Below are 12,617 nucleotides of genomic sequence, written 5' to 3'. Positions count from 1 at the left end.
AAACATGCTTTTGCGATAGTGATCTAAAAAAACAGGCCACCGAAATTCGGTGGCCTGTTTCATTTTCTGTGTGACGAAACCGAACTTAATGTTCGACGTCGCGCCAGATTTTACGTTTCACCGCATACAGCATCACGGTCAGAACGATCAGGAACAGCATCACTTTCCACCCCAAAGATTTACGGGCTTCAAGTTCGGGCTGTGCCGTCCAGTTCAGGAACGCCGCAACGTCATGTGCGTGTTGCTCCAGGGTCATCGGGGTCCCATCGGTATACTCGACCGCTTCGTCATAAAGCGGCGGTGCCATGGAAATCTGATGTCCCGGGAAGTAGTGGTTGTAATACTTGCCATCTGCAAGGTCGAAGCCCTCAGGTGCTTCTTCCTCATAGCCGGTCATAAGGGCGACGATATAGTCCGGTCCATGCATCCGGGCTTTGGCCATCAACGAAAGGTCGGGCGGAATGGCCCCACCGTTCGATGCGGCTGCTGCCTTGGAGTTCGGGAACGGTGACGGGAAATAATCCGACGCAATCCCCGGACGGGTGAACATGTCACCATCATCGTTCGGGCCGTCTTCAATATCGTATTCCGCCGCGATCGCCTTGATCTGGTCTTCGTTAAAGCCAATGCCTTCCAGATTACGGAACGCAATGAAACGAAGGCTATGACAACCAGCACAGATGTTTTTATAGACCTGGAAGCCACGCTGAAGCTGGGCACGATCATATGTGCCAAACAACCCGTGCCAGCTCCATTCCTGTGCCTCAGGAACCGGACCTTCCCCGGCAGCCTTGGCAGCACCGCCGGTAAAGGCTGTTAGCGCGAAGGCAGCTGCAATTGCGGTCAGTGCGAATTTACGCATTAGCTCCCTCCTTGAGAACAGATTGGCTGATACTTGCTGGCAGCGGTTTAGGCCGTTCCAGTTTGCCGACAAGCGGCATGACAACAAGGAAGTGCGCGAAGTAATACAGCGTTGCCAACTGGCCAACCGTAATCACCTTAAGCCCTTCAATGCCCATGAAGTAATCATCCGGGGCCTTCTTGCCGCAATATCCAAGGATAAAGCAGTCAATGAACAGGATCAGGAAGAACCACTTGTAAACAGGACGGTATTTTGAGCTGCGTACTTTCGAGGTATCAAGCCACGGGATAACAAACAGAATGATGATCGAGGCAAACATCGCCAAGACACCAAGCAGTTTTGCCGGAACGCCAAACACGCTGAAATCGATCGACCGCAAAATGGCATAGAACGGCAAGAAGTACCATTCGGGCACAATGTGCGGCGGGGTCACCAGCGGGTTCGCCGGAATATAGTTATCTGGCTCGCCAAAGAAGTCCGGTGCAAAGAACACAAAGAACAGGAAGAAGATCAAGAACACACCCATCCCGAACAGATCTTTGATCGTGTAATACGGGTGGAATGCAATCGCATCCTGCGGGGTTTTGATCTCAACGCCGGTCGGGTTGTTCGAACGCACGGTATGCAATGCCCAGACATGCAGGACAACAAGGCCCAGAATGACAAACGGCATCAGATAATGCAGCGAGAAGAACCGGTTCAGGGTCGGGTTTGCGACAGAGAAGCCGCCCCAAAGCAACTGAACAATTGACTCACCAACGACCGGGAAAGCGGTGAACAGGTTGGTAATAACCGTCGCCCCCCAGAAGGACATCTGGCCCCATGGCAGAACGTAACCCATAAAGGCCGTCGCCATCATCGCAAGCAGGATCAAAATACCAATCCACCACAGCATTTCGCGCGGTGCTTTGTATGATCCGTAATAAAGTCCCCGGAAAATATGAATGTAAACGCAGATGAAGAACATCGATGCGCCGTTCATATGGATATAGCGGATCAACCAGCCATAGTTGACATCGCGCATGATGCGCTCAACCGACCAGAACGCCATATCGGCATGCGGGGTGTAATTCATTGCCAGGAAGATCCCTGACAAAATCATCGTCACCAGAACAAACCCGGCCAAAGAACCGAAGTTCCACATGTAAGACAGGTTTTTCGGGGTCGGATATTCATATGCGGAGTGGTGCAGCATGGAGAAAACCGGCAGGCGGTCATCAACCCATTTCACCACTTTGTTATTCCAAACGGGTGCACTCATTATATCTGCTCCTTAGCCGATCTTAACCGTGGTGTCGGAAACGAACGTGTATTCCGGCACAACAAGGTTTGCCGGCGCAGGACCCTTACGGATGCGACCAGACGAATCATAGTGCGACCCATGGCATGGGCAGTACCAGCCATCGTAATCGCCGCGCGGTTCACCGGTGGCCGTTCCCATTGGGATGCAACCCAAATGGGTGCAAACGCCAACAACAATCAGCCACTCTTTCTTCTCGACACGCGACGCATCGGTTTGCGGATCGACAAGCTCATTCAATGAAACCTCTTCGGCTTCAGTGATTTCGCGTTCTGTACGATGTCGGATAAAGACGGGCTTGCCACGCCACATGACTTTAATCGCCTGACCGACGGGAATGTTCGAGATATTCACCTCGACAGACGCCAGCGCCAGAACGTCTTTGGACGGGTTCATGCTGTCCACGAACGGCAACAACGCACAACCAGCGCCAACAACGCCGACTGCAGTGGTCGCCAAGGTCAGGAAATCCCTGCGGTTCTCGTCCGGCTGATGCTCGCCGGATGACTGGACCGATTGCGACATAATGTCTTCCTCTTTCTGCCCCCAAAACAGGCATGCGGGATGCCAAAAGCCAGACTTACGGGATTCATGTTTGCTTTCCCTTGATGAAAATCAAACAATCCTATCCCCAAAAGCCTTTAGGCCTGTTTCGAGCTTCGTATACTAACAAAAAACACGTTTGTTAAGGAGAACTTGGAGTTGCAAATTGTTTGCATTCAACAAAATCATCCGGTTTCGCACTGCACAAATGGGTAAAGCCACGCGGATTTGCGGCTTAATCCGCCATTTTCAACCAAGAGGATGCAATTTTCATTAATATAATGCCAAAAAAGTCTAACACGGGCGTTTTTGTGTAATTTTATGACTCAGGCGGTGGTTTTGTCCGGCATGTTAAAGCGATTCTAAACACGCCAAACGGCGTCAATTTCGCGGTTTCAAACCGGCATCGGGCAGGGGGCAAAGAACGCTGCAAACACCCCCCAAAGACCACCCGAAAAAATTATCAATTTTCCAAAGAAATCATAAAATTTAGACGTCGCTTGGTGACCATTTGGCGGGTTTGGTCCATCGGGCCTTAAATTACCTGCAGTATCACCTTGGATGCAGTGATCGATCACGTTCCCGATTCTATTCTCAGACCTGCCGATGATGTGGCCCAACAGATCGCCCACATCGCCCAGATCGGTTATGCTCCAGACCGCTCAGATGCGCTATGAGTCAAAAGGCACTGTGGTCATGGTCCCTTTGATCCCGGGGTTAAAGCTGTTTACCGCTTAAATGTCTTTGGATCCCCCGCTGGTCGGGGGGATCCAAATCAGATTCCTGCGCGGAGGAATTAAGCGTTTATTTATATACGCACGTCTGTAACGTGCTATCGGTTTTGTCGAAATACCCAGGTAAACATTGAGGAACGGTATTTGGCGGCAGGTTTAAGCCGCAAATAGTGTCAATCGTATTGGTAGTTTGACTGCAAGTGCCCTTGCTAACGCAAGATATGTCCTGCGATGTCCTAAATTGAAAATAGGATACCAGATTCGTGGTGTTTCTTGGAGCGGTTGTGAGATCTATGTCGCAGTCGGTTTTTGTTATTTCTTGCAGACTCTCCTGGAGGTCGACGCTATAGGTGCTGCTGTGAAGCCAAGTCGCCGCGATTGTAGATGAAACCTTGCCGCTTGCTCCTTTTATAGAAAATCCCGCTTCGACCGCTCGTTCAATACTTAGGCTTTCTTGTTGTGTGTTTGTACTTCCTTGCGATCTTGTGGTTCCTACTCCAATAGACCTGCTTATAGTGCAATTCGATCGTCCTCCGGGGCATTGTTGTGTTGCGATCAATTTCCAAGATCCAACCAGATTGGTTACCTTGATTTGCAAAGGCTGAGTATAGCATTGCTTAACTGTTCCTGGGGATGGATCTAGCTTGAAGCTTTGAATGCCGCATTTAAGCTCTGGGCTGCTGACAAGAACTGTTCTGGCATTGGTTACAGGCTCAACGTTGACGGGGCGAATCTGAACTGCACGCAACGCAGAGTCGGTGAAATCGCAATCTTTGCCTTCGTTTGCGCATTTTGTTGGCGATGCATCTTTAGCGAAGCCAATTGGTTCGTTAAGCATCCAGCATGACTTTTCGTTATGTCCGTATGCTGGGTCAACGCCGACAAATTCATTTGAACATTTAACAGTTGTGTGTGGTCCGATCGGGACGTAAACCCATTTGGCGGGTGTAGTGCCTTGAGCGGGTCTTCCGTATCGCATCCAAGAAATATGAGTAGTCGATTCATTAGTGCAAGACCTACCCTCATGTGCGCATGGACCTCCCCACGCAGATTCTTCAATTTTACTCAGACCGAAAATATCCTGCTCGGTATATGCACATTCTTTTGGTTTTCCGAAATTTGCATCACCGACAACATCAATACTGCATGGTATTTCACTCACGCCGCTGGCGGCGATGAAGTGGTACTTGCCTTCCCCGCCGATGCGCATCACGGCAAAGCTTGCCGGAGAATTATTCGATTGAAGATTGCATGTTTGTCCCTGACTTGCACACGCAATCCAAACTTTCTTGTCGTCAGCGCGCAAGGATGACGGACAATGGCTGACAAGTAGGAAGAGGATAACCCCGCATAACGAAAGACAGTTTAAGTCCCTTATTTTATCGAAACTAAATTTAAAACTTACCATTTTCTATCTCACCTATATGGTTTTCACTCTCAGCATTGTATCACCATAGGTTGAATTAGAATAATATAAATAACCTTTTTCTGTTTTAGGTTTTTTGCGTTCGGCTTTGCTGAGTAAGTAAGTTTGCAATGCATGACGGCTAATTGTTTGCAAAGAGGTACACCAAACAGGCCCTTTTGGGTTGGCCTGCGACATGATAGATGTGCGTCCAAATAAAAGCTGACGAGAGCTTGGTATACCTCATGAGAATCTGTTTATTCGAACCTGACATTCCGCAAAATACCGGCACGATCCTGCGCATGGCGGCATGCTTTGGCTTGCCGGTCGATATTATCGAACCGTGCGGTTTTTTGCTGACCTCGGGCGCGCTAAAACGGGCGGGCATGGATTATATGGAAAAGGCACATTATATACGTCACGCCGACTGGCGCGATTTCGTCGCGGCGCGCGAAAATGAAACGGTGCCGGGCCGGTTGGTTTTGCTGACCACCAAGGGCGCTGAACCTTATTGCGACTTTGAATTTCGCGCCGACGATATATTAATGCTGGGCTCGGAAAGCAAAGGCGTGCCTGACCAAGTACATGACTATGTTGATGCCCGCGTGATCATCCCGATGCAGCCGGAAATGCGCTCCTTGAATGTCGCAATGGCCACCGCGATGACACTGGGCGAGGCGCTCAGACAAACAAACGGCTTTCCCGCCGCCGCGCCGAACACCTGAACCGAACGAATAAATGGAATGAGTAACGCAATGACGGATGCAAAAACCGCTGCCAAACAGGCGATGAAGGCCAATGCCGATCACACGGCCGACGAAGCCCTCATCGCGCAGCGCAAACAAACCGCCCAAAACTGGTTCCGTCAGTTGCGCGACGATATCTGTGCCGCGTTCGAGGCCCTCGAAGACAGCTATAGCGGCCCATTGTCCGACCGTCCGGCGGGTCGATTTGACCGCACCGTTTGGGAACGCGGCCCTAACGAGGGCGGCGGCGAAATGTCGGTGATGAAGGGCCGCGTGTTTGAAAAGGTCGGGGTCAATATCTCCACCGTGCACGGCGAATTTTCCGAAAAGTTCCGGGCCGAAATCCCCGGTGCGGCTGAAAATCCCAATTTCTGGGCGGCGGGCATCTCGCTGGTCGCACATCCATGCTCCCCGCATGTCCCGGCAGTTCATATGAATACCCGCCACATCGTCACGACCAAGGCATGGTTTGGCGGCGGTGCGGATTTAACCCCGGTTTTCCCCGATGATGCCGACACCAATGATTTCCATGGCGCGTTCAAGGCCGCCTGTGATGCCCATGGGGATGATTATTACGACCGCTTTAAAAAGTGGTGCGATGAATATTTCTGGCTGCCCCATCGTAATGAGGCGCGCGGTGTGGGCGGGATTTTCTATGATTATCTTGATGCCGATTGGGATGCCGATTTTGCCTTCACGCAGGATGTCGGCCGCGCCTTTCGCGATATCTATCCCGAACTGGTCAAACGCCATTACAACAAACCATGGACCGATGACGACCGCCGCGCGCAATTGATCAAACGCGGCCGCTACGTCGAATTTAACCTGCTCCATGACCGTGGCACACGCTTTGGCCTGATGACCGGCGGCAACACCGAAGCCATCCTGATGTCCCTGCCCCCCGAAGCCAACTGGCCGTAAAACAGCCAGACAGTCAACGTCTTCACTCAAACGTCATTCCCGCGCAGGCGGGAATCTCGATCTGCAAGTGTCATCCGCGAATGTTCCGGGGGCAATTCGCCAAGATGCTGTTTCATCCACGCCACTTCCTCGGACGCGGTTTTGCCAAAGTGGCGTTTGAATTCCCGGCTAAATTGCGACGCGCTGACATAGCCGACCCGATTGGCCGCTTCGGCAATCGTCTGCCCATGACGCGCCAGCAACAGCCGGGCCTCATGCAGGCGCATCGATTTGATATATTGAATCGGACTGCTGCCCAAAAGCTTTCTGAAATGCGCGTGATAGGACGGCACACTCATCCCGGCCTGTTGCGCCAAATCCGCAATCGATAACGGCTGGGTAAAGTGGGCGCGCAGATATCCCAGACTGCGCAGGATGTTGCCCGCCGTCCCGCGTAGGGCAAGGGCCGTCATCATTTTGGGCCCTTGCGGCCCGGTCAGTATCCGAAAATACAATTCCCGCAACAGCCCATCGCCCAAAACGGCGATTTCAACCGGGCTTTGCAATATGGTCAGAAGCCGGTGCAAAACATCATGGATGTTTGTGTCAATCGGCGTTGAAATCAGGCTTTCGGCCGCGGGGATGGGTGTCGGTACCTTGCCATATCCCTCAAGCATATCAATCAGTTCGGCCACCAGCCGCATGTCAAAATCCAAATAGATCGCAAGCAACGGCTGTTTGGGGCTGGCATCTGATTCCATGCGAAACGGCACGGGCACGGAAACCGCCAAATAATGCGCTTCGTCATACACAAAGACATCGCCATCCAGCACCCCGCGCTTGCTGCCCTGACAGACAAAAACCACACCCGGCTGATAAAGCACCGGCACATTATGCAGCACGCTTTCACTGCGCAGCACACGCACCCCCGCAAGGGCTTGGTAATTATAGCCCTGCTTGGGCGCAAGCTGTGCGGCAAGCCGGGCAAGATCGGCGGGCTTAGATGCAGTCATCATATGCTTTCATAGGATTGGGCAAGAATACCAGCGTAACCGGCGTAGATACGGCTCCGTTTCAAGAGTATTTGACAGTGTGTCGCCCAATCATGTCAAGGAATGGATTACATCTATGACCAAACGATTTTTTATCACCGGTGCGAATTCCGGTTTCGGATTTGCCATCGCCAAAGCCGCCCTTGCGGCGGGCTATACCGTCATCGGCACGGTCCGATCTGATCGCGCACAGGCGCAGCTGACATCTGAATTGCCCGATATCGACGTGGTGCGCATGGATGTCACTGATTTCGATGCCATCCCGGGAACGGTCGCCAAGGCTGAGGCGGATTTTGGGCCGGTCGATGTGCTGATCAACAATGCCGGTTATGGCCATGAAGGCGTGCTCGAAGAATCCCCGATGGATGAATTGCGCCGCCAGTTTGAGGTCAATGTGTTTGGCGCAACCGCGGTGGCCAAGGCCTTCTTGCCGCGCTTTCGCGAACGCCGGGCTGGCTTTATTGTCAATATCACCTCGATGGGCGGCATGATCACCATGCCCGGCATTGCCTATTACTGCGGTAGTAAATTCGCCCTACAGGGCATTTCCGAAGTCATGCGGGCCGAAATGGCCCCGTTTGGTGTGCATGTGACGGCTGTTTGCCCCGGCTCTTTTAGAACCGATTGGGCCGGGCGTTCCATGGTGCGCACTGATCGGTCGATTGCGGATTATGACGCCTTGTTTGAACCGATCCGCCAAGCCCGTCTGGAAAAAAGCGGCAAGCAACTTGGCGATCCGGCAAAGCTGGCCGATGCGGTTTTGGAATTGATCAACGATCAAAACCCACCCGCACAGCTTTTGTTGGGCAGCGATGCCTATCAACTGGTGTCCGATAAGCTGACCGGGATGCAGGATGACATTGAAAAATGGAAATCCCTGACGGTGTCGACAGACGGCTAGGGCGTAAAACGCGCCTCATCACGTTCTGTCAGCTTCCATCACGTCTCATGGATCAACCAATCGAGCAAAACCGATGTTGTCGGGCTTGCGCTGGGATGGGCGGCGGCACTTGGCACCAACCAATAGCCCCGATCATTGCGGGTGACCTCCGGGCCAACGGTGACAAGGCTGCCCTGATCCAGGTGATGATCCACCAATCCCCGCCAGCCCAGCGCAATGCCCTGTTCGGCCAAGGCGGCCTGTATGACAAAGCCATAGGTATTCAGGCCAAGGTCGCCTTGTGCCGGGGCGCGCGTGACGTCGTGGGTGGCAAGCCACGTTTGCCACGTTATCCAGCGCGATTTTCCGGTGGTTTCAAGATGGAGCAACGGAGCGGCGGCAAAGTCAGCCGGGCTGTCAAACGGGCCGAACCGATCGAGAAAACCTGGTGTGCAAACCGGCACCACCCGTTCGGGGATCAAAAGCCGCGCGGTGTCGGGGAAATCATCGCGCGCGCCAAACAACATCGCCGCATCCGTATCGCGTTCGGGCGCACCATCCAGTTCCTGGGACGCGACAATATGCACTTCCGCCTCGGGATGCAGGCGGCGAAAATCGGTCACGCGCGGCATCAACCAAAATGCGGCAAAGCCAAAATCGGTGAAAATCCGAACTGCCGGCACCTTTGCCGTGCGGCGCGTATCCTCTGCGGCCTTATCAATCGTCTCGACACCCGATTGTACGGCTTGAAACAAAATCTCCCCCGCGTCGGTCAGGCGGCTGCCCCCTTGGGCACGCTGAAACAATGCCACACCAAGCTGTTCTTCAATTCGCTTGATTTGATAGGTCACAGCCGGTTGCGTCATGCCAAGGGCACGTGCCGCGCGGGTTAAGCTGCCCAGCCGTCCGGCGGTTTCAAAAATGCGCAGCCATCCAAGATCAAGCGGGCGTTGGGACATAAAAATTCTTTATGTTGTTGATTAAAAATCAGCGGGTTTCATCACATGATGATTTGGGGATTTAATGATGGGTGCGCATCGGTGGTCAAGGCAATTCGCCCCTTCGGCCGTTTGCTGCGCTGTCTGTTATCGCCGCCCCCCATGCACCCCCTCATTTTATTTCCCAAAAGGAGCCCGCCCGCTTCATGGCATCCCCCAATATTTTGATCCTGATGGCCGACCAATTAAACGGCACCTTGTTCCCCGATGGTCCGGCTGATTTCCTGCATACGCCGCATTTGCGGGCCTTGGCCGAACGTTCCGCACGGTTCCAAAATTGCTATACCGCGTCCCCGCTCTGTGCGCCGGGGCGGGCATCGTTTATGGCCGGCCAATTGCCCAGCCGCACACGGGTTTATGATAACGCGGCGGAGTTTTGCTCAGACATTCCGACCTATGCCCATCATTTGCGCCGGGCCGGGTATTACACCTGCCTTTCGGGCAAGATGCATTTTGTCGGCCCCGATCAGTTGCACGGCTTTGAACAACGCCTGACCACCGATATTTACCCGGCCGATTTTGGCTGGACGCCCGATTACCGCAAACCGGGCGAACGCATTGACTGGTGGTATCATAATCTGGGGTCTGTCACCGGGGCCGGGGTGGGGGAAATCTCCAACCAGATGGAATATGATGACGAGGTTGCCTTTCACGCCACGCAAAAGATTTATGACCTCGCACGTGGTCATGATGAACGCCCCTGGTGCCTGACTGTTAGCTTCACCCACCCGCATGATCCCTATGTCGCGCGCAAGAAATACTGGGATCTCTACGAAGACTGCCCGGAGCTTGAGCCAAAAACAGATGCCGTCGCGTTCGAGGATCAAGACCCGCATTCACAGCGTCTTTTGCTGGCAAGCGATCATACCGCCTTTGACATCACGCGCGAAAATGTTCGCCGGTCGCGGCAGGCCTATTTTGCCAATGTGTCCTATATCGATGACAAAATCGGTGAAATCCTCGATGTGCTTGATCGCACCCAACAGGCGGAAAACACCATCATCCTGTTCTTGTCCGATCATGGCGACATGCTGGGCGAACGCGGCCTTTGGTTTAAAATGAGCTTCTTTGAAGGCTCGGCGCGGGTGCCACTGATGATGGCCGGGCCGAACATCACACCGGGCTGCTATACCGATCCGGTTTCCACCCTTGATGTCACGCCAACCGTTGCCGAAATCGCAGGCATTTCGCTTGATGACATCATGCCATGGACCGATGGCACCAGCCTTCTTCCGGTTTTTTCGGGCACAAAGCGCACAGACCCGGTCTTGATGGAATACGCCGCCGAGGGGTCATACGCCCCGCTGGTCTGCATCCGCGAAGGCCAATGGAAATACACCTATTGCGCCCTTGATCCCGAACAGCTTTTTGACCTTAAAGCCGACCCAGAAGAACAGCACAACCTCGCCACCGATCCGGCGATTGACGGCCAAACCGCCGAACAGCTCGAACAGTTCCGCGCCCAACGCACGGAACGTTGGGATATCGACGCGTTTGATGCAGCCGTCCGCGAAAGTCAGGCACGGCGTTGGATTGTGTATGAATCCCTGCGCAACGGGTCCTACTTCCCATGGGATTACCAACCGCTGCAAAAGGCGTCCGAGCGCTATATGCGCAACCACATGGACCTCAATGAGGTCGAGGAAAAGCAACGTTTCCCCCGTGGTGACTAGGGGCTGAACCCAACCTAAGCATCCGCCAGATGCACCTGCGCCCGCCGGTTCGTGTCATGAAACCGGCGGGCGCAGTCTTAAGTCATCGAAGACAAGTCGGTTTTAGCCAAAAACACGCCCCAGCGCGCCGTCGATGGCATCGGTAATGCGATCAATATCATCGCCCGTCGCAATCAGTGCGGGCGATAGACACAACGTATTGTTAAAGCCGGGCAGGGACCGGTTTGTCGCCCCAATCACAACACCGTTCGCACCACAATCGGCAACAACGGCCTGAACATGCTTTTCTTCGACCGGCTCTTTGGTTTTGCGGTCCTTAACCAGTTCCGCCCCACAGAAAAGCCCAAGCCCCCGAACATCACCAATCACCGGATGTCGATCCATCAGCGCCCGCAGGTTCCCCATCAGGCGCTCGCCCATGGCTTGCGTATTACTCAGCAAATCTTCGTCTTCGATAATCCGCATGTTTTCAAGGGCGGCCACCGGCCCCGCCGTGCAGCCCCCAAAGGTCGAAATATCGCGAAAATGGTTCAGCGGATCGGTGGCATCGTCCTTGAACATGTCAAAGACCTTTTCGTTGGTGACCATGCACGCAATCGCCGCATAGCCTGATGCAACCCCTTTGGCCATGGTGACGAAATCCGGCTCAATGCCATAATGCTGATAGCCAAACCACTTGCCTGTGCGACCAACGCCGCAAACGACCTCGTCGATATGCAGCAAAATATCGTATTTTCGGCAAATTTCCTGAACGCGCTGCCAATATCCTTCTGGCGGCGTCAGGACACCACCCCCCGCGGTTACCGGTTCAAGGCAAATCGCACCAACCGTATCGGCGCCTTCGCGCAGGATCACTTCTTCGATCGCATCGGCGGCGCGTTCACCGTAATTTTCAACATCCCACTGCGCCCTGTATTCACAGCAATGGGGCACTTCCACAAAACCTGGCGTGAACGGGCCATACTGGGCATTGCGTTCTGGCTGGCCACCGGCGGACACGGCGGTGATCGATGATCCGTGATAATCGCGTTCGCGGAACAGGATTTTGTGCTTTTTGCCGCCATATCGTTTATGGGCAATTTGGCGGACAATTTTGAAAACCTTCTCGTTGGCCTCCGTACCTGAATTCACATAATAGACCCGGCTCATACCGGGCATTTTTGAAATCAGTTTTTCGGCAAACAACGCGCCCGGGATCGATCCGGCCGATTGCGCGAAATAGTTCAATTTGACCAATTGGTCCCGCACGGCATTGGCAATGCTTTCACGGCCATACCCGACATTCACCGTCCAAACCCCGCCCGATACCGCATCTAAATATTCACGTCCTGCGGCGTCCCAAATCTGCATGCCTTTGCCTTCGACAATGATCTTGGGGTCATTCGCTTCAAGGGGTTTGTGTTGGGTTAAGTGATGCCAGACATGGGCGCGGTCTGCTTCAACGACGTCGGACAAATCGTTTTCTTTGGTCATAAGACTCATGGAACACCTCAAAGCGAAAAAGACAGGAAAAACGGGAAAAGA

Annotated in this window: 11 protein-coding genes; 4 read left to right on the top strand and 7 right to left on the bottom strand. The window is 53.5% G+C overall.

The window, feature by feature from the left end; translation table 11 throughout:
* Positions 1 to 85: 85 nt before the first annotated feature.
* From HCZ99_RS00495 to HCZ99_RS00480, 4 genes are all read right to left on the bottom strand, one after another.
* A complete protein-coding gene (locus HCZ99_RS00495) occupies positions 86 to 862 on the bottom strand; it encodes a cytochrome c1 (protein WP_167444958.1) in 777 nt (258 codons plus the stop codon).
* Entirely contained in the window at positions 855 to 2,126 is a 1,272-nt protein-coding gene (locus HCZ99_RS00490) for a cytochrome bc complex cytochrome b subunit (protein ID WP_368484233.1), read from the bottom strand. Before HCZ99_RS00490 ends, HCZ99_RS00495 begins: the two co-directional genes overlap by 8 nt.
* Positions 2,127 to 2,135: 9 nt before the next feature.
* Complete coding sequence (gene petA / locus HCZ99_RS00485) at positions 2,136 to 2,687, bottom strand: ubiquinol-cytochrome c reductase iron-sulfur subunit (protein ID WP_167444956.1); 552 nt, start codon at positions 2,685 to 2,687, stop codon at positions 2,136 to 2,138.
* Positions 2,688 to 3,509: 822 nt separating this feature from the next.
* Positions 3,510 to 4,847, bottom strand: coding sequence for a hypothetical protein (locus tag HCZ99_RS00480; protein ID WP_167444955.1), 1,338 nt, complete (start codon positions 4,845 to 4,847; stop codon positions 3,510 to 3,512).
* A 242-nt stretch (positions 4,848 to 5,089) separates the two neighbouring features.
* Between HCZ99_RS00480 and HCZ99_RS00475 the strand changes: the two genes are divergently transcribed.
* Both HCZ99_RS00475 and hemF read left to right on the top strand, forming a co-directional pair.
* Entirely contained in the window at positions 5,090 to 5,569 is a 480-nt protein-coding gene (locus tag HCZ99_RS00475; RefSeq protein WP_167444954.1) for a tRNA (cytidine(34)-2'-O)-methyltransferase, read from the top strand.
* 63 nt (positions 5,570 to 5,632) lie between these two features.
* The gene (hemF, locus tag HCZ99_RS00470) at positions 5,633 to 6,511 is read left to right on the top strand and encodes an oxygen-dependent coproporphyrinogen oxidase (protein ID WP_167445913.1); all 879 of its coding nucleotides are present in this window, start codon (positions 5,633 to 5,635) and stop codon (positions 6,509 to 6,511) included.
* A 26-nt stretch (positions 6,512 to 6,537) separates the two neighbouring features.
* On the opposite strand, the gene HCZ99_RS00465 is transcribed toward hemF, so the two are convergent.
* Complete coding sequence (locus HCZ99_RS00465; protein WP_167444953.1) at positions 6,538 to 7,506, bottom strand: AraC family transcriptional regulator; 969 nt, start codon at positions 7,504 to 7,506, stop codon at positions 6,538 to 6,540.
* 112 nt (positions 7,507 to 7,618) lie between these two features.
* On the opposite strand from HCZ99_RS00465, the gene HCZ99_RS00460 reads away from it, so the two are divergent.
* Positions 7,619 to 8,443 (top strand): oxidoreductase, encoded by an 825-nt coding sequence (locus HCZ99_RS00460; protein WP_167444952.1) that lies wholly within the window; start codon positions 7,619 to 7,621, stop codon positions 8,441 to 8,443.
* 38 nt (positions 8,444 to 8,481) lie between these two features.
* On the opposite strand, the gene HCZ99_RS00455 is transcribed toward HCZ99_RS00460, so the two are convergent.
* The gene (locus tag HCZ99_RS00455) at positions 8,482 to 9,381 is read right to left on the bottom strand and encodes a choline sulfate utilization transcriptional regulator (RefSeq protein ID WP_167444951.1); all 900 of its coding nucleotides are present in this window, start codon (positions 9,379 to 9,381) and stop codon (positions 8,482 to 8,484) included.
* A gap of 185 nt (positions 9,382 to 9,566) precedes the next feature.
* Here HCZ99_RS00455 and betC point away from each other — a divergent pair, with 185 nt between their 5' ends.
* Positions 9,567 to 11,093: a choline-sulfatase gene (gene betC / locus HCZ99_RS00450; RefSeq protein WP_167444950.1), complete on the top strand. Its 1,527-nt coding sequence runs from the start codon at positions 9,567 to 9,569 to the stop codon at positions 11,091 to 11,093.
* 102 nt (positions 11,094 to 11,195) lie between these two features.
* Here betC and HCZ99_RS00445 read toward each other — a convergent pair whose 3' ends face one another.
* A complete protein-coding gene (locus tag HCZ99_RS00445; RefSeq protein WP_167444949.1) occupies positions 11,196 to 12,575 on the bottom strand; it encodes an aminotransferase family protein in 1,380 nt (459 codons plus the stop codon).
* Positions 12,576 to 12,617: the final 42 nt, after the last annotated feature.

Source organism: Thalassospira lucentensis (genome assembly GCF_011806425.1).
Lineage (GTDB): Bacteria > Pseudomonadota > Alphaproteobacteria > Rhodospirillales > Thalassospiraceae > Thalassospira > Thalassospira lucentensis_B.
The sequence above is the reverse complement of the archived record's forward strand: the minus strand, read 5'-3'. Positions and strand labels throughout refer to the sequence as shown.

Excerpts from the sequence above, each read along its gene's own strand:
- HCZ99_RS00495 (WP_167444958.1), bottom strand. The coding sequence starts at position 862 with ATGCGTAAATTCGCACTGACCGCAATTGCAGCTGCCTTCGCGCTAACA.
- petA (WP_167444956.1), bottom strand. The coding sequence starts at position 2,687 with ATGTCGCAATCGGTCCAGTCATCCGGCGAGCATCAGCCGGACGAGAAC.
- HCZ99_RS00480 (WP_167444955.1), bottom strand. The coding sequence starts at position 4,847 with ATGGTAAGTTTTAAATTTAGTTTCGATAAAATAAGGGACTTAAACTGT.
- HCZ99_RS00475 (WP_167444954.1), top strand. The coding sequence starts at position 5,090 with ATGAGAATCTGTTTATTCGAACCTGACATTCCGCAAAATACCGGCACG.
- hemF (WP_167445913.1), top strand. The coding sequence starts at position 5,633 with ATGAAGGCCAATGCCGATCACACGGCCGACGAAGCCCTCATCGCGCAG.
- HCZ99_RS00465 (WP_167444953.1), bottom strand. The coding sequence starts at position 7,506 with ATGATGACTGCATCTAAGCCCGCCGATCTTGCCCGGCTTGCCGCACAG.
- HCZ99_RS00460 (WP_167444952.1), top strand. The coding sequence starts at position 7,619 with ATGACCAAACGATTTTTTATCACCGGTGCGAATTCCGGTTTCGGATTT.
- HCZ99_RS00455 (WP_167444951.1), bottom strand. The coding sequence starts at position 9,381 with ATGTCCCAACGCCCGCTTGATCTTGGATGGCTGCGCATTTTTGAAACC.
- betC (WP_167444950.1), top strand. The coding sequence starts at position 9,567 with ATGGCATCCCCCAATATTTTGATCCTGATGGCCGACCAATTAAACGGC.
- HCZ99_RS00445 (WP_167444949.1), bottom strand. The coding sequence starts at position 12,575 with ATGAGTCTTATGACCAAAGAAAACGATTTGTCCGACGTCGTTGAAGCA.